At 42.2% G+C, this 21,358-nt stretch carries 17 protein-coding genes; 11 read left to right on the top strand and 6 right to left on the bottom strand.

Annotated elements, in window-relative coordinates:
• Positions 1–160 precede the first annotated feature (160 nt).
• The 6 genes from pqqB (at position 161) to NLF92_RS08025 (ending at position 6,592) form a co-directional block, all read left to right on the top strand.
• Entirely contained in the window at positions 161–1,084 is a 924-nt protein-coding gene (gene pqqB, locus NLF92_RS08050; protein ID WP_254100652.1) for a pyrroloquinoline quinone biosynthesis protein PqqB, read from the top strand.
• Between the two features lie 11 nt (positions 1,085–1,095).
• Positions 1,096–1,851 carry a pyrroloquinoline-quinone synthase PqqC gene (gene pqqC, locus NLF92_RS08045; protein WP_254100649.1) on the top strand — a complete coding sequence of 252 codons (756 nt, stop codon included), beginning with the start codon at positions 1,096–1,098 and terminating at the stop codon, positions 1,849–1,851.
• Positions 1,851–2,114: a pyrroloquinoline quinone biosynthesis peptide chaperone PqqD gene (pqqD, locus tag NLF92_RS08040; protein WP_254100646.1), complete on the top strand. Its 264-nt coding sequence runs from the start codon at positions 1,851–1,853 to the stop codon at positions 2,112–2,114. The genes pqqC and pqqD overlap by 1 nt, the downstream gene beginning before the upstream one ends.
• The gene (pqqE, locus tag NLF92_RS08035; RefSeq protein WP_254100643.1) at positions 2,107–3,297 is read left to right on the top strand and encodes a pyrroloquinoline quinone biosynthesis protein PqqE; all 1,191 of its coding nucleotides are present in this window, start codon (positions 2,107–2,109) and stop codon (positions 3,295–3,297) included. The genes pqqD and pqqE overlap by 8 nt, the downstream gene beginning before the upstream one ends.
• On the top strand, positions 3,294–4,760 hold the full coding sequence (locus NLF92_RS08030; protein ID WP_254100640.1) for an insulinase family protein: 1,467 nt from the start codon (positions 3,294–3,296) through the stop codon (positions 4,758–4,760). The genes pqqE and NLF92_RS08030 overlap by 4 nt, the downstream gene beginning before the upstream one ends.
• Positions 4,761–4,843: 83 nt before the next feature.
• Positions 4,844–6,592 (top strand): ABC transporter transmembrane domain-containing protein, encoded by a 1,749-nt coding sequence (locus NLF92_RS08025; protein WP_254100637.1) that lies wholly within the window; start codon positions 4,844–4,846, stop codon positions 6,590–6,592.
• Here the strand turns inward: NLF92_RS08025 and NLF92_RS08020 are convergent.
• Positions 6,575–7,447, bottom strand: coding sequence for a DMT family transporter (locus tag NLF92_RS08020; protein WP_254100635.1), 873 nt, complete (start codon positions 7,445–7,447; stop codon positions 6,575–6,577). The two genes, NLF92_RS08025 and NLF92_RS08020, sit on opposite strands and share 18 nt — an antisense overlap.
• Before the next feature lie 179 nt (positions 7,448–7,626).
• On the opposite strand from NLF92_RS08020, the gene NLF92_RS08015 reads away from it, so the two are divergent.
• Entirely contained in the window at positions 7,627–10,371 is a 2,745-nt protein-coding gene (locus NLF92_RS08015) for a zinc-dependent metalloprotease (RefSeq protein WP_254100632.1), read from the top strand.
• Between the two features lie 139 nt (positions 10,372–10,510).
• On the opposite strand, the gene hldE is transcribed toward NLF92_RS08015, so the two are convergent.
• Positions 10,511–11,944: a bifunctional D-glycero-beta-D-manno-heptose-7-phosphate kinase/D-glycero-beta-D-manno-heptose 1-phosphate adenylyltransferase HldE gene (hldE, locus tag NLF92_RS08010; protein ID WP_254100630.1), complete on the bottom strand. Its 1,434-nt coding sequence runs from the start codon at positions 11,942–11,944 to the stop codon at positions 10,511–10,513.
• A 42-nt stretch (positions 11,945–11,986) separates the two neighbouring features.
• On the opposite strand from hldE, the gene NLF92_RS08005 reads away from it, so the two are divergent.
• A complete protein-coding gene (locus NLF92_RS08005; protein ID WP_254100627.1) occupies positions 11,987–12,301 on the top strand; it encodes a GIY-YIG nuclease family protein in 315 nt (104 codons plus the stop codon).
• A 25-nt stretch (positions 12,302–12,326) separates the two neighbouring features.
• On the opposite strand, the gene NLF92_RS08000 is transcribed toward NLF92_RS08005, so the two are convergent.
• A complete protein-coding gene (locus NLF92_RS08000; protein ID WP_254100624.1) occupies positions 12,327–13,229 on the bottom strand; it encodes a DUF350 domain-containing protein in 903 nt (300 codons plus the stop codon).
• A 119-nt stretch (positions 13,230–13,348) separates the two neighbouring features.
• Here NLF92_RS08000 and glnE point away from each other — a divergent pair, with 119 nt between their 5' ends.
• Positions 13,349–16,201: a bifunctional [glutamate--ammonia ligase]-adenylyl-L-tyrosine phosphorylase/[glutamate--ammonia-ligase] adenylyltransferase gene (glnE, locus tag NLF92_RS07995; RefSeq protein ID WP_254100621.1), complete on the top strand. Its 2,853-nt coding sequence runs from the start codon at positions 13,349–13,351 to the stop codon at positions 16,199–16,201.
• Positions 16,202–16,245: 44 nt separating this feature from the next.
• Here the strand turns inward: glnE and NLF92_RS07990 are convergent, their stop codons facing one another.
• Together NLF92_RS07990 and lpxL are read right to left on the bottom strand one after the other, a co-directional pair.
• A complete protein-coding gene (locus NLF92_RS07990) occupies positions 16,246–16,830 on the bottom strand; it encodes a TcpQ domain-containing protein (RefSeq protein WP_254100618.1) in 585 nt (194 codons plus the stop codon).
• An 18-nt stretch (positions 16,831–16,848) separates the two neighbouring features.
• Entirely contained in the window at positions 16,849–17,778 is a 930-nt protein-coding gene (gene lpxL, locus NLF92_RS07985) for an LpxL/LpxP family Kdo(2)-lipid IV(A) lauroyl/palmitoleoyl acyltransferase (protein ID WP_254100616.1), read from the bottom strand.
• A 140-nt stretch (positions 17,779–17,918) separates the two neighbouring features.
• Here lpxL and NLF92_RS07980 point away from each other — a divergent pair, with 140 nt between their 5' ends.
• Positions 17,919–18,182: a PAS domain-containing protein gene (locus tag NLF92_RS07980; RefSeq protein WP_254100613.1), complete on the top strand. Its 264-nt coding sequence runs from the start codon at positions 17,919–17,921 to the stop codon at positions 18,180–18,182.
• Between the two features lie 114 nt (positions 18,183–18,296).
• Positions 18,297–20,978, top strand: coding sequence for an ATP-binding protein (locus tag NLF92_RS07975; RefSeq protein ID WP_254100610.1), 2,682 nt, complete (start codon positions 18,297–18,299; stop codon positions 20,976–20,978).
• On the opposite strand, the gene NLF92_RS07970 is transcribed toward NLF92_RS07975, so the two are convergent.
• Entirely contained in the window at positions 20,975–21,232 is a 258-nt protein-coding gene (locus tag NLF92_RS07970) for a DUF3081 family protein (protein ID WP_254100607.1), read from the bottom strand. The genes NLF92_RS07975 and NLF92_RS07970 overlap by 4 nt on opposite strands.
• Between the last annotated feature and the right edge of the window lie 126 nt (positions 21,233–21,358).

The raw sequence follows: 21,358 nt of genomic DNA, 5'->3' as shown, positions 1-21,358 counted from the left end.
GAAGGTTGCCCGTTGGCAGCCTTTTTTATTCCGGAGTGTTTTGTTTTATTCATGTACTTGCAATGATACTTGAGCAAAAATGTGTTTATCTAGATAACGCATATTTCTAGGCAATAGACATGCACCACTGAGATCTTTTTTTAAACGAGAAAATAATCACATGCATATATTAATTTTAGGCTCTGGTGCCGGTGGCGGTGTGCCACAATGGAATTGTCATTGCGAAAACTGTGCCGGTTGTCGCGCCAAATCAGAACCCGTCATGCCTCGGACCCAATCAAGTATCGCGGTATCCGCAAATGGCCATGACTGGGTATTAATTAATGCCTCGCCTGATATTCGTCAACAAATCAACCAATCTCCCTTGTTGTGGCCCAATGATCCGCAGCAACAACGAGGTACGGCAATCAAATCAATTATTTTAACCGACAGCCAAATTGACCATACCACGGGCCTACTTACACTGCGTGAAGGTCTTCCACTGCCAGTATATTGTACGGATGTTGTCCATGAAGATTTAACTACGGCATTTCCGGTTTTCCCTATGCTGAAACATTGGCATGGTGGTTTACAACGCCGACCTATCGATACCGATCACAGTGCCGCATTCACTGTCCCAGAAGTGCCAGGGTTAAGATTTCATCCAGTAGTATTAGAATCCAATGCTCCGCCCTATTCGAGCTATCGCGACAAAGTCGTACCGGGTAACAATATCGGCCTACAAATTGTGGATGAAAACACGGGTAAATACCTGTTTTATGCCCCGGGTTGTGTGCAGGCGAATCCGCTAGTGTTAGATATGTTGAAAGCAGCTGAATGTGTCTTATTCGATGGCACCTTGTGGTTGGATGATGAGATGATCCAAAAAGGATTCAGTAATCGAACAGGTACCCAAATGGGTCATATGCCGGTCAACGGACCCGATGGCGCTATCGCACTTCTCAAGCAGTATCCGATTGCCCGTAAAATACTCATTCATATAAACAATACGAACCCAGTGTTAAATGAAGCTTCAACCGCACATGCATATTTGCGTGAAAACGGCATCGAGATGGCATACGACGGTATGCAAATTAAATTTTAGAGGACAATGGGATGACACAACAACCTTGGACAAAAGAAGAATTTGCCCAAAAGCTCCGGGCCAAAGGTGAGGTTTATCATATTTACCACCCGTTCCATATTGCGATGAACAAAGGCGAATGCAGTAAAGAACAGATCCAAGGCTGGGTCGCAAATCGTTTTTTTTACCAATCTGCGATCCCCGTCAAAGATGCCGGGATTATGGCCAATTGTTGGGATATGGAAACACGTCGCAAGTGGATCCAACGCATCTTAGATCACGATGGTGAAATCGGGGATGAACGCTTAGGCGGAATCGAAGCTTGGCTGCGCTTAGGTGAAGCTGTAGGGTTGACCCGAGATGATATTTTGAGTGAGCGTTTATTATTGCCAGGAGTGAAGTTTGCTGTTGGTGCATATATCAACTTCACCAAACGCGCTTCATGGGAAGAAGCAGCTTGTTCTTCATTAACTGAAATGTTTGCGCCAGAAATTCACCAAAGCCGACTAGATACTTGGCCCACACACTATGATTGGATCGACCCTGAAGGATTTAGCTATTTTCAGATGCGTTTGAACCAAGCGCGTCGAGATGTACAGCATGGCTTGGCAATTACCTTAGACCATTTTGAAACGCGCCGCCAACAAGAGCGTGCTTTGAATATCTTACAGTTTAAATTAGACGTCTTGTGGAGCATGGCTGATGCGATTAGTTTAGCCTATGAATTTGATCGCAAACCCTACTCAGGTATTGCTGACCAGTCCATTTGTCATAAAGGATTTATGTAATGCGCAAAATCACGATGAACAAATTGTACAAGTTACAATTTGAAAAAGTCCAAGACAGCTATGTGTTATTATTCCCAGAAGGCATGGTGAATTTAAACCCTAGTGCCGCTGAGATCTTATTACAAGTAGATGGTCAAAAATCCGATCAAGACATTATCCAAGCTTTGCGTGTGAAATTTCCTGATGCCCCTGATGACTTAGCCGAAGATGTGCTAGATTTTTTGGTGCATGCTCAAAGTAAAGAATGGATCTGCAGTGAGTGAAGCGATAGTGACTACATCAACTAATAAACCGACATCCCCAACTGCTGGTCCCCCCTTGTGGCTATTGGCAGAGTTGACTTATGAATGCCCCTTGCACTGTCCGTATTGTTCAAATCCAGTGCAAATGACCGCTCGAGAAAATGAGTGCGACACCGAAACTTGGCTTAACGTGTTAACTCAAGGTCGAGAAATGGGGGCTGTACAACTCGGCTTTTCTGGTGGTGAACCCTTGTTACGAAAAGATCTGGAAGTGTTAGTTAAACACGCTAGTGATTTAGGGTTTTATACCAATCTTATTACATCGGGGATAGGCTTGACTGAAAAACGTATCAAGGCATTAAAAGAAGCAGGGTTAGACCATATCCAGTTGAGTTTTCAAGCTGCTAATGCTGACGCCAATGATCTCATTGGGAACAAACGTCATTCATTTAGTCAAAAATTACACATTGCGAAACTCATCAAGCAATATGACTACCCTATGGTGTTAAATTTCTGTTTAACGGCCCAGAATATTGATGCGATTGATGAAGTATTAGAACTTAGTCAAGCACTTAAGGGGGACTTTGTAGAATTGGCCACTGTCCAATACTACGGCTGGGCACATTTAAATCGCGATCATCTGTTACCCAGTAAAGACCAACTTGAACGGGCAGAAAGTAAGGTCAATGTATGGCGCGAACAACACAATAGTGCTGGGCCAAAGTTTATTTTTGTGACTCCGGATTACTATGAGACACGTCCTAAAGCGTGTATGAATGGTTGGGGTTCAACATTTTTAACGGTTACACCGGATGGTTCTGCGCTCCCTTGTCATAGTGCTAAAATCCTGCCATTGACCTTCCCCAATGTAAAAGAAAAATCGCTACAAGAGATCTGGCATGATGACTTTTCTTTTAATAAATTCAGAGGACTGGATTGGTTACCTAAACCTTGCCAAGACTGTGATGAGAAAGAAAAAGACTTTGGTGGCTGCCGGTGTCAGGCATATATGCTGACCGGAGATATGCATAATACCGATCCAGTATGTGATAAATCCCCCCATCATCATTTGTTAGCGGATATTATTAATGACAAAAATCCAAGTAAACAACCACTTTTTTATCGCGATCCAAAAACCGAAATACCCATTGCTGTGCTAGACTCTATAACAACGACTATTCAGCCTGATAAGATAAATGAATGAAGCCACATGGTTTCCGTAAAAATCTCGAAAACGGTTTACATTGGACCGCAGTAAACAGTGATTATGTTTGTGCCTTGTTTGTGGTGCCTACTCCCACTGTGGATGACTCTGGTGTAGCACATCTGTGTGAACATCTGGTGTTTCGGACGTCTGCTGCTTTTCCAGAAGCTCATAACCTCTTTGCGCTGACTACATTAACGGCATGTAAAATTAATGCCACTAGTCGTAATAATGAATCGCTGTTTTATGCGACTGCACCAGACTCAGAAACATTAGCCAAGCTCATTCATTACTTGTATGCCGGCTTACAAAACCTAGAATACGGTGACATGACGATCGCGCAAGAACGAGACGGCGTGATTTTTCAAGAACTCACTTTTCTTGAAGCCCAACCTGAATATCAAAATATGATCAGAATGTGGCGAGATGATAGCCGTTTGCACAAATATTACCATTGGGGTGGTTATACTGACACCATTGTGCATCTTAGTTTAAAGGACGTTCAATCCTACAAGAGACAATATTATAGACCTGAGTTGATCCACCTCTATACCTCAGGAATATCTGAAGATTTACTTGTACAAAGTTTACAAGAAATACGCAGTATTGATACTTTGGATCCGGCCCAAGCCATCACATCAACACGGACAACCTTTACCCCTCCCCTTGATTCATATTACCCAAAACTGTACAACTTTGAACGTAGTCATGTACAGCTCTTATCCTGGTGGTTACCTGTTGAACTACACCGCTTTTGTTTGGACAATTTAGCTCGTTGGCGCAAACAGTTTCCAGAATTGTGGATCGAGGAACATTTGATTCAGAATCAAAAATTTGCCATCAGAACCACCCGGACAGATTGGGAGTATCTTGGGCAAACACTGAGTAATACGATTCAAGATGAGTGGTCAATGTCAGTCATGACAGAGCAAGTTGATGATAAATATCCTTTAGCCATCCAACTTTTACTCACAGAAAAATTCGAGCAAGAAGCTCAACAACTTTCACTGTCTAGAACCCTCGCTCCACACAAGGTATTGACCAAACAACCCAGTCAGTCCTCACTAGGTAATTTACCTCGCTTTGAGACGCCAATACTGCCTAGTACTGAAGCGGCTTTGAGCACGGCGAGCATCCTCAAAGATTGGCCGTACCCATTAAGCATAGAACATGCAGTAACACCGATGCACATTATTAATTTACTTCAAGACGCTTGTTTGCACTCGTCAGAGTCTTTATTACAAGCACCTTATATTCAAGCACAGGATTGGGTGATGCAAATAGATAAACCAGCAGAACTCATTTATCCAAAGTTGCTTGAATCTGAATTTTGGCGTCCTCGCACAGATGGCGATTGTTATGCTATGGGTATTTTCAGTCAAGATGATAAAATATATGTTTGGGCGGTGTCTGACAAACGAGCTGAACAACGCAACCATTGGTTGTCGTCTGTTTTCAATTAGCATTAATTGAAAACAGACGACGTTAAATACCAACCCAAATGATACTTACATACTATCTACTCACTCAAGGGTAATCGCAAAATATGCATTCCTCACTCATTCTTTGGCTGTACTCCTATTTAAAACCTTATAAAACCCGTATTGGCATTGCGCTTTTTGCGCTGTTAGTGAGTGCTGGCAGTTGGTTAATGTTAGGACAAGGGATTAAATATGTCATTGATGAGGGGTTTATCGCAGCCGACTCACAGACCCTTGAAACGATGCTGAGTGGGGTTTTGGCTATAGCCCTCATCGGTTGTGTGGCAACGTATTTTCGGTTTTATAATATGCTGTGGCTCGGTGAACGGGTGAGTGCAAATATCCGCAACGCGCTTTACACTAAAATGCTTGCCTTAGATATGCATTTCTATAGTACTAATCGTACCGGCGAAGTTATTTCTCGATTTACCAGTGACACTACGGTCTTGCAGAGCGTGATTGGTTCAGGTTTATCAATGGCCATCCGCGCCACAGTTACTTTTGTTGGAGCATTAATATTGATGTTTGTGACGTCAATTAAGCTCACATTATTAGTCATGTTAGCAATCCCTTGTATCTTGTTACCGATTAAATTGCTGGGCAAAAAAGTGCGTTATCATTCGCAATTAGCACAAGATAAAGTCGCAGATATGAGTGCTCATATTGACCAATCCTTACACGGTATTCATACCATCCAGGCTTATTCCAAAGAAGAAGCTGACCAAAGTGCGTTACATGAAAAGGTTGAAGAAGCAATGCGTGCGGCCCAGGACCGGATTCATTTTCGCGCGTTATTAATTATCTGTGTGATGGGCATTAGTATTTTTGCAATCGTATTTGTGGCATGGCTTGGGGCGACATCGGTCATAGTGGGTAATATGTCTCCAGGCAGTTTAAGTGCGTTTATTTTCTATGCCATGATGGCCGGTGGTGCAGTTGCAACAATCAGCGAAGTCTTCGGTGAAATCCAAAAAGCGAAAGGCGCATCACAACGCATTCGAGAATTACTCGATACTCCAACACCCATTCATTCAGAAGAGTCTGAGGTAACGTCTTTAGCACTTGATACCATTGCTGATACTACGCCAATATTAACATTAGACGCATTGAGCTTTGCTTATCCAGGAACCGATAAATTAGTACTCAACGATATTTCATTGCGCTTGTTATCAAAACAAAAAATCGCATTAGTTGGCCCTAGTGGCGCTGGGAAATCGACCTTATTTGATATCCTATTACGCTTTTATGATGCAACGGATGGTAGCTGCTATTTGGCTGCTCATCATTACCAAAGTCTGACACTGGGACAAATCAGACAACAGTTTGCCTTGGTCCCACAAGAACCCGTGATATTTGCCACCGATATTGCTACGAATATTGCTTATGGTGACCAAAATGCGACATCAAGTCAGATTGAGGATGCTGCCAAATTAGCCAACGCTCACGAGTTTATTGTCAAACTGAAGGAGGGGTATGCCACCCAAGTGGGTGAACGTGGAGTCAAACTTTCTGGTGGACAAAAACAACGTATTGCAATTGCTCGGGCGATCTTAGCTAATCGTCCCATATTATTGTTAGACGAAGCAACCAGCGCCTTAGACGCAAATAGTGAAGCTTCTGTGCAAGCAGGTTTAGCCAATTTAATGGCTAATCGGACGAGCATTGTCATCGCGCATCGCTTGGCCACAGTCCAACATGCGGATACGATTATTGTCATGGATGAGGGTAAAGTCGTCGCGCAAGGGAGCCACCAAACGCTCCTGATTGAATCTGAATTATACCGTGAGCTCGCCAAACTACAGTTTATTGAATGAGGGTTTTAATACTAAAAAAATCCCGCCCAAAATGGCACATGCGGATAATACAAACACTAAGGTCAGTGGCTCGTGCAACAACACAACACCACCCAATGTGGCAATCACTGGTACCGAAAGCTGCATCGTAGCAGCCTCTGTGGCTTGAATTTTTGGTAGAACTGCATACCAAATGGCATACCCAACACCTGAAGCCAAAATGCCAGAGGCTAATGCTAGCAACACACCTGTCGTATCTATTGACCAAGAAGAAATTAACACAATACTCAGCAAGAGAGTCAATGGCACACTTTTTAGAAAGTTACCTTGTGTCATTAGTAACGGTTGTTGTACACCTTTGCCTAGTAAAGAATAAATACCCCAAGCGATACCAGCTCCAGCCATTAGGATTGCACTAAACATATCAGGCTGAGTCACAGATGGCAAAAACAGGGCCAGTACCCCAGCCACTGCGATGCTAAATCCTATCCATTGCAAAAGACTAAAGCGAGCACCTTGATAAAACCCAACTGCCAACATCGTAAACTGTACCCAACCGAATAAAATCAATGCCCCTGTGGCCGCTGTTAATTCAATGTAGGCAAACGAAAATAAAGCAGCATAAGCGAACAAAGCAAACACGCCTGGCCACGTCCCTTGTTGCCATAAATATGCCAAAGTATTGTGCTTAGCTGGTGTAGTGGATGTGACTGAACGAAAAACCACCAACAGGGATAAAAAACCTGCAGCAGATATTATTCTCAGTGTGGTAAATGATGCAGGATCGATTGTTGTGGTATGCAGCGCAATACGACACAACACAGAATTTGCGGCAAACGCAATAAGTGCACCAAGCCCAAGTAAATACGTTGACATCTCTTCTCTCCCTATGCAATAAAAATCATACCAGGAGTTTTACTCTCTTTGGCATGGTGTTACATTTCTCTCTTTGTAAAGCTTTGTTACAAACTTGTAAATCCAATCCTAGTCTTATTCTTCACTTTATCGGCGCATCAGCATATATTAATCTGCTAACATTAGGAGAAAACAATAATATGAAAGTTACTTTACCTCTTTCGGCCATCGCGCTGGCTCTGTCTATGAGCTTTACAGCGACTGCACAAACGACAGGTGCACCAGATACTGAAAACACTAATATCACCGGTGCTTTGCAGGAATTGCTGGTACCAGAAAAAGCCCCAAAGACAGATGATAAGAAGTCTACACCGGAAGCTGACCCTGCAGAAGCTGCAGAAAAAGAATCAGATGAGGCGGACCCAGCAAAGGAAGATGAGAAAAAAGAGAAGACTTTTGCTGACATCGTCGAAGATATGACCCATATCCCGGGCTATGTTGATATTTATCAAGATCCTAAAACAGGTGCAGCAAAACTCGTTATTGATAAAGATATGCTCAACACACCTGTTTTATATTTTGCCCAAACCGTCAACGGCGTGACTGATGTGAGACATTTTCGCGGGGCATACCGCAGCGAAAAAATACTGGAGTTTAGACAGCACTTTGACCGTCTAGATGTTGTTGCACCGAACAACTCATATGTTTTTGATAAAAATAATGCGCTGAGCAAAGCAGCAGACGCCAATACTTCAGAAGCCATTTTAGTCTCGACTAAAATTGAATTTGATAACGAAGGGAAGATCGTAGTTGATTTAGGTTCAGTTGTACTGAATGAGAACATCCACCGCATAGCGCCCATGCCCTCGCGTGACCCCAAACGCGATAAAGATCGCTTTAAACTCGGTAAATTATCCAAAGATAAAACTCGTTATAACGACTTTGCAAACTTTCCTGAAAATACCCATGTGGTGGTCGATTATGTCTATGAAAATATGACACCACGTAACGGTGGTACCGGTGGGAATGCCGATGCGCGTTTTACCACTATTTCTTTGCAGCATGCTTTTGTTAAATTGCCAGAAAATAACTTTAAACCACGCCAAGATGATGCTCGTGTGGGATATTTTGGCACCTACAAAGAAGACCAAACCACACCAAGCACCACGCCCTACGTTGACTTTATTACTCGTTGGCATTTAGAGAAAAAAGATCCTGACGCAGCAGTATCTGATCCTGTTGAACCGATTGTGTGGTGGATCGAAAATACGACCCCCGTCGAGTGGCGCGATACGATTAAAGAAGGGGTGTTAGCTTGGAATTCCGCATTTGAGAAAGCCGGTATCAGTAACGCTTTAGAAGTCCGAGTGCAACCTGATGATGCTGATTGGAGTGCTGATGATGTGCGTTACAATGTATTGCGCTGGACAAGTTCTCCACGAGCTCCATTTGGTGGTTATGGACCAAGCCTAGCGAACCCTGAAAACGGACAGATTATCGGTGCCGATATCATGTTAGAGTTTGTCTTTATGTCTAACCGTTGGTTATATGAAGGCATGTTCACCCAAGGTTCAATGTTAGCTCTTGAGCATGAGCAGTATTCTGCTGTCGCAGAAGAATCTGGACATAACGCACTGCGTTGTTCCAAAGGTTTCGATATTAACGCCGGGATAGCCTTGGGTAACTTATTGGGCAATGACATGATTGGCGGTGGCTCTACACCTGCTGATATCTATGACCTTGATAAAAATGAAATTGCCCGCCAAGGCCTACTCCATCTCATCTTACACGAAGTAGGTCATACACTAGGCTTAAATCACAACATGAAAGCTTCAACGACTCGCTCTGTCACAGATGTGCATGATGCAAGTGTCACTCAGGGAGCTATTACTGCATCGGTTATGGATTATGCGCCAATCAATCTTGCACCTGTCGGTGAAAAACAAGGCGATTACTACGATTATGCACCTGGTACATATGATGATTGGGCGATCAACTATGGTTATTCAATCGGATTAGCAGACCCAGTCAAAGAGGCTGAACGTCTAGAGGCTATTTTGTCTCAATCCACACTAAATGCGCATATCTTTGGTAACGATGCAGACGATATGCGAGCACCTGGGGTACATATTGACCCACATGTCATGATTGGTGATATGTCTGCAGATGCAGTCACTTATGCAGAACAATACATTGAACGTATGCATGATATTGCGACCAAACTGCGCGATAAAGTATTACAACCGGGGGAAAGTCATCAAGACTTGTTGGTTGCAGCGAATATCGTAGCGGGTAGTATGTCGACCCAAACTGGGGTCATGTCACGCTATATTGGTGGGGTACATGTGAACCGAGCTGTAGTTGGGCAAGCAGGATATGACAAACCTTACACGCCAGTTGCTGAAGCAAAACAAAAACAAGCTATGGCTGCCTTAGCCAAACATTTGTTTGCTGCTGATGCAATCGATGATATTGAGCCATTGCTAGCGTATTTACAACGTCAACGTCGCGGTTTTTATGGATATGGTAAGAACGAAGATCCTAAACCCCATGACTTATTATTGAATATGCAGAAGCGTGTATTTGATCACGTCTTGCATCCTGCGGTACAAAAGCGTATTACTGACAGTACTAAATATGGAAATACCTATCCGCTCCATGCAGTGATGGAAGATTTAACCCAAGCGATTTTTGCAGATGATATGCGCGGCGACGTAAATACCTATCGCCAAAATCTACAAGTGGAATATGTCGAGCGTTTGATTGCGATATCTGGTCTGGAAAAGACCAGTCGTCACGACAACATTGCGGAAGCAACTGCGTTGTATACCTTAAAGCAATTAGATGAAAGTTTAAATCTACGTCGTGGCAATACTGCAACCAAAATTCACCGGAGTTTCTTGAAAGATAGAATTGCACGGGCTTTTCATAAAAGTAAATCCTAAAATCTATCATTAACAGAAACTACCATTAAGCAAAAAGGGTAAGTGCCAAGCACTTACCCTTTTTTATTCGCCTTATTTGGTGAGGTCAAAACAACCGCTTTCCAGCATACTTCTGAAGTGTTTAATGCCCCCTACGGAATTAAGCTTGATCCACAATTTGTTTAATAATCGCAGTCGTTGATACTCCTTCCTCAAAATGCATAACCTGCACCGAACCACCATTTGCAATCACTTCTGCGCCACCGGCAATTTCTGCAATCGTATAATCTCCCCCTTTCACCAAGATATCAGGTAATACTTGTGCAATCAGTGCTTGGGGCGTATCTTCACTAAACGGTACCACGAAATCGACCGCTCCCAAACCGGCTAAAACGGCCATCCTACGATTGATGTTATTTACTGGTCGTCCCTCGCCTTTTAGACGAGTAACAGACGCATCTGCGTTCACTGCAACAATCAAACGATCACCTAATTGAGCAGCTGCTTGTAAATAAGAAACATGACCAGCATGCAAGATATCGAAGCAGCCATTGGTCATGACAATTTTTTTACCCTGACTTTGTAAGCGACGGACAGTATCAGTGAGCTGCTCTGCGTTCATCACACCAACATCTTCATGCACCTTGGCTTGTAACGAGAGCGCCAATTCTGTGGGAGAAACGGTGGATGTACCAAGCTTGCCAACGACAATACTCGCTGCGTGATTAGCCAAGACACAAGCATCATTAAGCGCTACGCCTGACCCAATTGCGGTTGCTAACGTAGCGATGACGGTGTCACCTGCACCAGTTACGTCATACACTTCTTTGGCCTTTGCGGGCAAGTGATAAGTAGGATTGGTACTAAATAGACTCATACCTTGCTCTGAACGAGTCAGTAATAATGCATCCAATTCTAGCTCAGAACGCAATGCTTGGGCTTTTTCTGCAAGTTCGTTCTCATTAGCAAATGTCCCTTTAATCAAGGTAAACTCATCTAAGTTTGGCGTAATAATAGTCGCACCACGATACGGTGTAAAATCAGTGCCTTTAGGGTCGACGACCACTGGTACCTGACACTGCTTCGCTAACGCCACCAATTCTGCAGAGTGCGAAAGAGTACCTTTAGCATAATCAGATAAAATCAATACGTCACAATCGTTAATGACCGCACGGACTTGTTCCAGCAATCCTGACTTCGGTACTGCTGCAAAGGACTCCTCGAAATCCAGACGCAACAATTGCTGATTACGACTCATCACTCGCAGTTTAGTAATGGTGTCCATACCATCGACATAATCAAATCGGCAGTTAATCGAGTGAACACCTAGGGCGGTTTCTAGAATTTTCGCCGCTTCATCGGCTTTGCCGTTTTGCGCACCGCATAAGCCAATCACAGTCACTTGAGCTCCTAATGCGGCTGCATTAATCGCGACATTGGCTGCACCACCTGGACGGTCTTCGTTATCATTGACTTTGACAACTGGCACTGGCGCCTCAGGAGATATTCGAGAAGTGGCACCAGAGAAATAACGATCCAGCATAAGATCGCCAACAACTACGATACGGGATTGAGAAAAATCAGGTAAGGTCATACACTATCAACATTAATTATTTTGTGTAGTATAACATTCAGTATGAAGAGTTGCGATCTCCCCTTAACCCAATGGTTTGTGTACTTAATTGAAAATAAACTAGGGCATTGGTACTGTGGGGTAACGACTGATATCGAGCGCCGGTTTGCGGAGCATCAAGCTGACGGCAAGTTAACTGCTAAGGCATTAAAAGGCAAAGGGCCTTTGCGTCTGCATTATGTGGTGACTTGCACAAGCAAACGCACCGCTATGCAAATCGAATATTGGGTAAAACAACTCACCAAAGCACAAAAAATCGCTTGGGTAACCCAACGTAAACAATGCCCTTTCCCATGTTCCCCCTACCCTGTTGAATAAAGATAGTGTAAACGCTCAGCAACACCTACACCAGTGCCCCAATGACGATTGCGGCGAGTCCCACACTGAGTACCCACTCCAAAGCTGCAACACCAATATTGTCTTGTACATCCACTTCTTGTTTCCAATTAATACCAACAAGTACTAGACGTTTGGCCAAGCCAACCACAACAGCCAATGATAGTGCAGCAATCACCCCACCTATTAGCCACCCGGTAATATTCGTAATATATGTTTGGGCATCATAAGCCAAGATCCGACCACATCCAGACACCACTAAAGCGGTGCCAATCAAATTTCCAGAATGCTGAATACCCAGAGCTAAATTATTGCGACGCAACATGCCCTGAAAGGAATCATTTTGATTATTTTTAGCAAAACGTAGTTCATATAAGCGAGTGGTTAACAGTAATATCATTAAGACGATAAAGAATCCTGTTAAAATTCCCACCACCGCATTTGTATCAGTCCCTTGTACCCACTGAATAGAACCGTGAATAATAATAGCTGTTGCTATTGCGCTGGATGCATCTACGATAGCCACTGACGCATTGCGTTCAGCAATCGTTTGGTCTTTATCCAAGCGGTGTAAAATTAATTTGTCGTGAGTAACGCGACCAATTTTAATCAACACAATGCCAATAGCCCCAAACAATAACGTCCCCATTGCGGCAATTTCATAGCCTAGCCCAATATGACGCCCAACAACTGCAGCCAAGACAATACATAACGCAAGCATCCGTCCTGCGATACTGATCCCAAAAGCGAAATTATCTTTGGTACTTAACTCTTCGGTGACTGATATTTTGTTTGTCGTACCAGACAACCAACGTATCAACAAGAGTAAAAATAACGCAATCACGATATCAATCAGAATATAGCCCACAATATCTTGTGGCAAAGGGACCAGTTTGAGTAATAATTCCATAAATTTTAACTTTTATACGCGCCAAACTGACGCCGAGTTATGATAAGGTAAAGCATAGCACTTTGTCTTAATAAGACCTATACCCCAGCGTCGCTTTAACTAGATAGGATAGATGTTTTATGTCATTGCCAGCAGCTGAATTCGCTTTGCTACCAGTCCAAACACAAAATATGATCACGCAAGCATGTGAGTTAAGTCCATTTGTCGAACATGTTTTTGAACAGTATCCTGACGCTTTATCCTTTATGACCGAACACTTGGACCTGAATCAGCCTCTTCCGCCCCCTGATTCACTCACATTATTACTGCAAAATTTTATGGCAGGAATCGATACAGAAGTAACCCAACTTGCCCGACTTAGGCAGTTTCGGCATTTTTGTATGGCCCATATTGCAACCAGAGATCTCAACAACCAACAAAGCATTACGTGTTCGTTGACCCAAGTATCTGACTTAGCTTCGGTCCTAATAATGCAGGCTTATACATGCGCTTATAACGCCTTACAAAAGCGTTATGGTACTCCCCAAGGTGAGCATGGCCCCCAGCATTTATATATTTTAGGGATGGGTAAATTAGGTGGCGGTGAATTGAATTTCTCCTCAGATATCGACCTTATTTTTACCTACCCTGCCTCAGGTGAATTTAGCGAAAGGCGAAAACCTCTAGAGTACCAAGAATTTTTTATCAAAGTAGCCCAAAAAACGATACATCTGTTGGACACCGTTACGGTGGATGGTCAAGTGTATCGAGTTGATATGCGTCTGCGTCCGTTTGGAGAAAGTGGCCCTCTGGTGATGCCTTTCTCAGCTATGGAAGATTATTACCAACAACAAGGACGCAGCTGGGAGCGTTTTGCGATGCTCAAAGCGCGAATTTTAAACCCGAGTGATACTTATAGTGCTGAGTTGGCCCAAATCTTAAGACCCTTTATCTATCGTCGTTATGTAGATTTTAGCGTCATTGAAGCACTGCGCGATTTAAAACAAAAAATTGTTCAGGAAAACCGTCGCCGTAATTTAGTGGATAATATCAAGCTCGGTGCTGGTGGTATTCGCGAAGTAGAGTTTCTAGCGCAAAGTTTTCAACTCATCTATGGTGGTAGGATCAAAGCGTTACAAGATCCATCTCTGTTTTGTGCATTGGATACCATTGTGGGTGAAGCACTGATGGAACCCCATGAAGTCCACGCACTAAAACACGCTTATTTGGTGTTACGGAAAGTGGAACATAGCTTACAACAATACAATAATACCCAAACGCAGACTCTACCGAAAACAGCACAAGAACAAGACGCTTTAGTCGCAGTGTGTGCGCCTTATCTTGCACAAACTACCCCGAATAACGGAAAAGACAACGCACATACTCAAGTCGACTTCCTCCCAGTAAAAGACTATGCGGATTTAATCAACTATATTCACAACTGTATGGCGATCGTCAACGGCTATTTCTCAGCATTAATTAGAGTTGACAGTGGTTCTACAGATGTAGCCAGTGAAGACTTTAGTATCTGGGATGACCTGTGGTCATTGTCGATGAGCCCGGCAGAAATGGCAGCATCTTTGGCAGAACCCGCAACATTAGGTTTTTATGACGAGTTACAGGCACTCAAAAAAAATGTTGCCGTATATTCCGTCGGTGATCGTGGTGAAGCCATACTCAATAAATTAATGCCCTTGTTTTTGATGGATATCCATGAGCATTTTTTAGCTCATAGTGAAACCTGTTTAAAAGCACTAGGAAAAATCATCAAAGCCGTCGCCTCTCGCACCACTTACTTAGAATTAATGTACGAAAATGCCCAAGTTCGTCAACAATTACTTAAATTTTGTGATCTCAGTGAATGGATTATTGCACGGATATTAGCTTACCCCGTTTTACTGGATGAGTTAATTCATCCCCAATATCTAACCCGCGAAGCACACGATGTGCCTGCTTGGCATGCCGCTTATCGCAACGAGTTACAACAATCCCTCTTGCGCGTTGAGCCAGATGATCATGAATTACAGATCCAAACATTGAGACAATTCAAATTAGCTCAGCACTTTCGTATAGCAGCAGCGGACATATTAGATTACTTGCCTATCGCTCAAGTCAGTGACAAATTGACTGTATTGGCCGAAACACTTCTGGAGCAAGTCGTTCATCACGCTTGGCTACAAATTTCCGAAAAACACGGTGTACCACCTGAGACATCTGCCCAAGCAACGGGTTTAGCCATTATCGGTTATGGCAAACTGGGTGGGATAGAACTAAGCTATAGCTCAGATTTAGATATTGTGTTTATCCATAATCAAGATCCCAAAGGCAGTACCAACGGTCCCAAAGTCATATCGACGACTGAGTTTTACGTCAAGCTCGTCCAGCGTATTATGCATTTATGCAGCACCAAAACTTTGCTCGGCGACTTGTATGAATTAGATCTGCGCTTGCGTCCCTCAGGAAATTCAGGTTTGTTAATCAGTCATATCGATTCTTTTGCGGCATATCAAAAAAATGAAGCCTGGACTTGGGAGCATCAAGCCCTAGTTAGAACGAGAATTGTATTTGGCAATACCGATATCACTGCGCAGTTTAAGCAAATTCGCCATGCCATCATTGGGCAAGCTCGCAATCCAGATAACCTGGCTGAAGACATAGTAAAAATGCGCGAAAAAATGCGCGAACATTTAGGAGACAAAGACAAAGGGGCGCTGGCTGATATTGAATTCTTAACTCAATACTGGTGTTTATTACACACACATAACGTACCAAGATTAGTAGAATTTAGTGATAATTTACGCCAACTAGAAGCATTGGGTAAAGCGGGTGTCATTCAGTTAGAAACGATGCATACATTGGTAGATGCTTATCTCGTTTTGAGGCATCATCAACATCACAAAGGTTTACAAAGAGCAACCGTACACTCACCCACTAAAATAAAAAATATTGCCATGCAAATACGAATGATCTGGGATGCGACCTTTCATCCCTAAAGTTCTTTTCAGTGACTCATAGCTCTGTTCTAACCCGACTCGTGTTAAATCGGGGTACAGTACTTTTCTATAAACTGAGTCTTATTCGCAGTGACGACCATCGTCCGTTTGGATGGACATTCTAAGGCATAGATTTCATCTGGAAAGTTTTGCCGAATGGTCGAGGTCACTAGGCGTAAAGTCCCTGCAACCGTATCGCTGACTTGGAAATTAGACTTGATTAATAAGTCTTGGTCCAAATCCCACAGCAACAAAATATCTTCTTGTTGTGCATATTCTTGTAAGGTATCGCGTAGTGATTTGTTTTGTGCAAAGACGCGATTCTTGGCTGAACCTTGAGTAGCAGTATTACCAACACGAACCGTTGTAATCGTTTGTAGGCGTTCATCTACTGTCTCCACAGGTGCGGATAGTTTTACAATATATTGGTTGTTCTGGTTAAGCTCAGGTTGTCCTGTTTGGTTACGTACACGGCGATAAAAATCTGAGAAATTTCTTTCAATCGATTTTGCTTCTTTGGGCGGGGGATTATTTTTTCTTACTGCTAACAAACTAAGAGCGACGCCCACCACTACCATAATAATGACGATATACACGAGCCAAAATTTAAGATTTGATTGCTTTGCCATGACACTGAACCCTATGCGTTATTTTTTGGGATAAAAACTCGGCTCACCTTCAGGTCTCGTTTTGAAGCGTTTATGCATCCATAAATAACTTTCTGGTTGTTCCATTACCATCGTTTCAATCTGCTGATTCAACTCTGTGAGCGCGACTACATCATCTTTATCGGCAAAATCTGGCATAGGTGGATAAAATTTTAATTTATATCCTGTTGCGGTGTATTGTGTTGTTAACATCAAAGGGATGCAGTCTGCGCGTTTAGCGAACATCAAACAGGCTGTCAATGTAGCCGTTTTCTCAACACCAAAGAAGGGTACGAATATACTCCCACGTTTTCCGTAATCCTGATCGGGCAAATAAATACATAATTCGCCTTGATTCAAAGCATCGATAAGAGTGCGTGAACTGCGCTTATCAATCAAATATTTGTTCGAACGCGCTCTACCTTTGTACTGCACATAATCCATCAGTTTATTGTTGTGCGGACGATAAAACGCGACACAAGGATGGTACAAACCAAGTAGACGCAAACTCACTTCTGCATTCATGTTGTGCAGTGCCATAGTAAATGCGCCTTTGCCTTGCGCAAGAATACTTTCCAAGTGCTCTTGGCCCTCAATCTCGAGCAATGGTTGTAAACGACGAGTAGGCCACCACCAGCCCATCGCCGTCTCGAATAAAGCCATACCAGCGACTTCAATATTTTTGTTCACCAAGGCAACTTGTTCATCGGCAGGCATATCAGGGAAAGCCAAGGCAATGTTAGTGCGCGCAATAGCAACTCGTTTTTTAGCTAATTTGTGTAACAGGTAAGTATTGACCTTTGCCAATTTGCGCAAAATCGAAAGCGGTAACAAAGTAATAAGGAATAAAAGCGACAGCCCAAGCCAGACTAACCAGTATTGGGGTAATAAAAAACGCCAAGTGAAGGATGGTTCTTTTACGGTTTGCACAAAGGATCTCGGATTAAATCTTTAGTGAGTCGATCATAACAAATTCAGTTACAATGGGTGACAAAAATTGTCATATATTTTGTGATCAAACGCCAAAAAAGTGCTATAAGTTATATTACGAAAAGGAATATGTACAAACTATGAATGAATCTTTTTATCACAAGCTGCTCGAATCTACAGCTAGTGGTATCCTCCAGGTCAATATTGACAGCAAAATAATGTATACAAATACCGCGCTAAATCGTTTATTTGGCTATGCGGATGTTGAATTATTAGGGCAGCCACTGCAGACCTTATTGCCTGATAGTGTTACCCACCAACATCACAATTGGGTAAAAGCATTCATTAACTCAAACGAATCTCGCCCTATGGGCCAAGGTAATGTCTTTCAAGCAAAACACTAAAAGGGACATTATTTTTCTATTACTATTTCCTTACAAACTGTCACTATTGATGATATTCAATGTGTTATCGCTACGATTTTAGAATCCTCAAAACTCGCATATGCCGAAGCGGCTTTGACCAGAGAAAAAAGTCGCAACCAACTTGTCGCAATGGTTTCCGAAAAAACGGACAATGCCATTTTTATTACTGATACACATTTAAAAACGCAATGGTGTAACACAGCTGCCGTAGTGCAATCAGGGTTTACTGAACAGGAGCTTTTGGGTCGTGACCCTTGCCACAGGATCCGTGAAGAATACAATCAAGTCGAACTAAAAAGATTGCTCCATGCCATCAAGAGCTGTAGTACTTACAACGGTGAGTTAGTATTACAAAATAAAAAACACCAAACATTTTGGGTCAAACTCAATTGCCAACCTATTTTTGAAGATGATGTCTTCATGGGTTATATGTTTATCGAATCAGATGTTAGCGCAAGAAAATCATTTGAGCGCCAGTTGCGTGCCAAAAACAATCTACAACGAGCCATTTTAGACTCTGCGAAACAAATTATTATTTCGACAAACACGAACGGTATTATTCAAACCTTTAATGAGTACTCAGCTGAACTACTCGGTTGGCAATTTTATGAAGTCGTTACCAATGGCACCATGAATCTGTTTATTAGCAGCAAAGAAATGGCTAAGTTTGCTGCAGACATTACCCAAGAATTACAAAAAGATATTCCGCATAACATCCAAGCTCTGCAAAAAGCGGCGGTGCACTATAAACAAAAAGAGCATACTTTTGTTTTTCACACCAAATCCAAAGAAGAATTACATATCAGCTTAACCATGTCTGCTTTGTATTCACGAGATGGAGCACTTGAAGGTTTTTTGTATATTGGTAAAAATATTACCGAAATTGTTGCTTTAGAAAAACAAACAGAACGCCAAAAAATCACGTTGGCAGAAACGTCCAAACTGGCAAAATTAGGCGCTTGGGAACTAGACATTGAGACAAATCACCTAAATTGGTCCGATGAAGTTTACCGTATTCACGAAATCCCTATCGGCACACCAATAGCAGTTGAAACAGCTATTCAATACTACGCCCCAGAAGCGGTTCCTGTGATTCAAGCAGCTGTCGAAAAGGCACTTAAGGATGGTTCACCTTGGAATTTACAGCTACCTTTTATCACTGCAAAGAATAATCACATATGGGTGCATGCCATCGGGTATGCTGATTTTGATAATGATAATGTTGTGAAACTAAGAGGGACCTTTCAAGATATCACTGTGCTGAAAAAAGCAGAGTCAAAAGCGCTTGAGGCGAGCCGAGCAAAAAGCCAATTTTTAGCCAATATGAGTCATGAAATACGAACACCTATAAATGGCGTTATCGGTATGCTTGAGCTGATGTTAGGTACTGATTTATCTTCTAAACAAAGAAAATATGCTGAAATAGCACAACAAAGCAGTGAATCCCTACTGCATCTAATTAATGACATCTTAGATTTTTCTAAAATCGAAGCCGGTGAATTATCTTTGCAAAACAACACCTTTAATTTAGATACGTTGTTAAAAGAGCTAGAATCGGAACTGGCTGAACGCATTAGCAAGAAAAAACTGACGTTCACGATCACAAATTCTTATGACCTAGCAGTACATTCAGACTCTGCTAGATTAAAACAAATCCTACTTAACCTTTGTACCAATGCAATTAAGTTTACTACTGAAGGCTCTGTTGATGTGATAGTCACCCCAACTGCTAATCAGCAAATAAAGTTTGTTATTCGAGACTCAGGCATTGGTATACCAAAAGAAGAAGCAAGCAAACTTTTCACTGAGTTCACTCAGCTTGACCAATCATCAACCAAACAATTCGGTGGAACGGGGCTTGGATTAGCCATTTCAAAACAAATTGCTCAGATACTTGGTGGCGATATAGGGATCAATACTAACGTCGTTAAAGGCTCTGAGTTTTGGTTTACCATTGATAACCTGCAGTCATCTTCACTATCTACGCTCGAAGAAGAGAATATGCATGTGCTGTTGGTCGGTGACGACAAGCACTTTTCGCATCTGCAAAAATACTTAGACAAAGAGACATACATCTCTGCTCATCTCGCGACTAACGTAAAACAATTCATGCACCAGATCCAAACCCGCCTGAATTTCAAAGCGATTGTATTTACTGATTACGTAGAAGCATTTCCTGCTGGTGAATTAATTAAAATGTGTAAAGAGCATCTAACGTCTGATTTAGGCTTTTTCTTGTACAGCCAGCAGAAGCATGTGAAAGATACACTCAAAGCAGTCGGGTTTAATGGTTATTTTTATAACGCTGAAGACCGTTATGTGCTTAACTCGCTGCGTCTTTATCAAAAACAAAGACAAAATTTATTCTCGCCTTTCATTAGTAATATCAATACCTCACGCAAACAAAGAGTGTTATTGATTGAAGATAATGAAATTAACCAAATAGTCGCCTTGGAAATGCTAAAAGAGCTTGGTTACGAAACAATGGTTGCCAACAATGGTATTGAAGGGCTAGCTATGCTTGAACAAAAAGTAGATAGCTTTGACGTGATTTTAATGGATTGCCAGATGCCTTCACTAGATGGTTATGAGGCCACCAAGAGGATCCGTAACGAAGTACAATACAGTACCTACAAAAACATCCCTATCATTGCACTAACAGCACATGCAATGGAGGGTGATGAAGCCAAATGTCTATCCGCAGGTATGAACAGTTATATTAGTAAACCCATTCATAGCATTACTTTACAAAAGGAACTAGAACGCTGGACTTAGTAAGCCTTATTGATATTTTCTAGTTTTTTATCAAATGCTTCTTTGTGTTCTGTTTTTGCATAGTCATAAGTATATTGATTGTGAAAACCAAAGCGTAACTTCACTAGTGCATCTTCTATAAATAAAGTGTAGCCGTCATGGTCAGTATAGGCTGTTATGCCATCCAAGTGGTGACCTAAGCCTTCTTTTACACCATGTTGTTTGATCTTTTCATAGACGCTCAACAAGAAACGGCTCTCCATCTCATTTTTCATTTTTTTCTCCAGCAGAAATTTATCCTTTGTTTACGTAAATGAACTCGGAAAAGCCCACCTCTGAATATTTTTTGACAACAGAAACTTGACTAATAAATCACCTTTTGCCATACTAAACCTAACTGG

It is taken from the genome of Opacimonas viscosa (assembly GCF_024199005.1).
Taxonomy (GTDB): Bacteria; Pseudomonadota; Gammaproteobacteria; order Enterobacterales; family Alteromonadaceae; genus Opacimonas; species Opacimonas viscosa.
The sequence above is the reverse complement of the archived record's forward strand: the minus strand, read 5'-3'. Positions and strand labels throughout refer to the sequence as shown.

Coding starts and splice junctions, on each gene's coding strand:
- pqqB (WP_254100652.1), top strand. CDS start 161: ATGCATATATTAATTTTAGGCTCTGGTGCCGGTGGCGGTGTGCCACAA.
- pqqC (WP_254100649.1), top strand. CDS start 1,096: ATGACACAACAACCTTGGACAAAAGAAGAATTTGCCCAAAAGCTCCGG.
- pqqD (WP_254100646.1), top strand. CDS start 1,851: ATGCGCAAAATCACGATGAACAAATTGTACAAGTTACAATTTGAAAAA.
- NLF92_RS08030 (WP_254100640.1), top strand. CDS start 3,294: ATGAAGCCACATGGTTTCCGTAAAAATCTCGAAAACGGTTTACATTGG.
- NLF92_RS08025 (WP_254100637.1), top strand. CDS start 4,844: ATGCATTCCTCACTCATTCTTTGGCTGTACTCCTATTTAAAACCTTAT.
- NLF92_RS08020 (WP_254100635.1), bottom strand. CDS start 7,447: ATGTCAACGTATTTACTTGGGCTTGGTGCACTTATTGCGTTTGCCGCA.
- NLF92_RS08015 (WP_254100632.1), top strand. CDS start 7,627: ATGAAAGTTACTTTACCTCTTTCGGCCATCGCGCTGGCTCTGTCTATG.
- hldE (WP_254100630.1), bottom strand. CDS start 11,944: ATGACCTTACCTGATTTTTCTCAATCCCGTATCGTAGTTGTTGGCGAT.
- NLF92_RS08005 (WP_254100627.1), top strand. CDS start 11,987: ATGAAGAGTTGCGATCTCCCCTTAACCCAATGGTTTGTGTACTTAATT.
- NLF92_RS08000 (WP_254100624.1), bottom strand. CDS start 13,229: ATGGAATTATTACTCAAACTGGTCCCTTTGCCACAAGATATTGTGGGC.
- glnE (WP_254100621.1), top strand. CDS start 13,349: ATGTCATTGCCAGCAGCTGAATTCGCTTTGCTACCAGTCCAAACACAA.
- NLF92_RS07990 (WP_254100618.1), bottom strand. CDS start 16,830: ATGGCAAAGCAATCAAATCTTAAATTTTGGCTCGTGTATATCGTCATT.
- NLF92_RS07980 (WP_254100613.1), top strand. CDS start 17,919: ATGAATGAATCTTTTTATCACAAGCTGCTCGAATCTACAGCTAGTGGT.
- NLF92_RS07970 (WP_254100607.1), bottom strand. CDS start 21,232: ATGAAAAATGAGATGGAGAGCCGTTTCTTGTTGAGCGTCTATGAAAAG.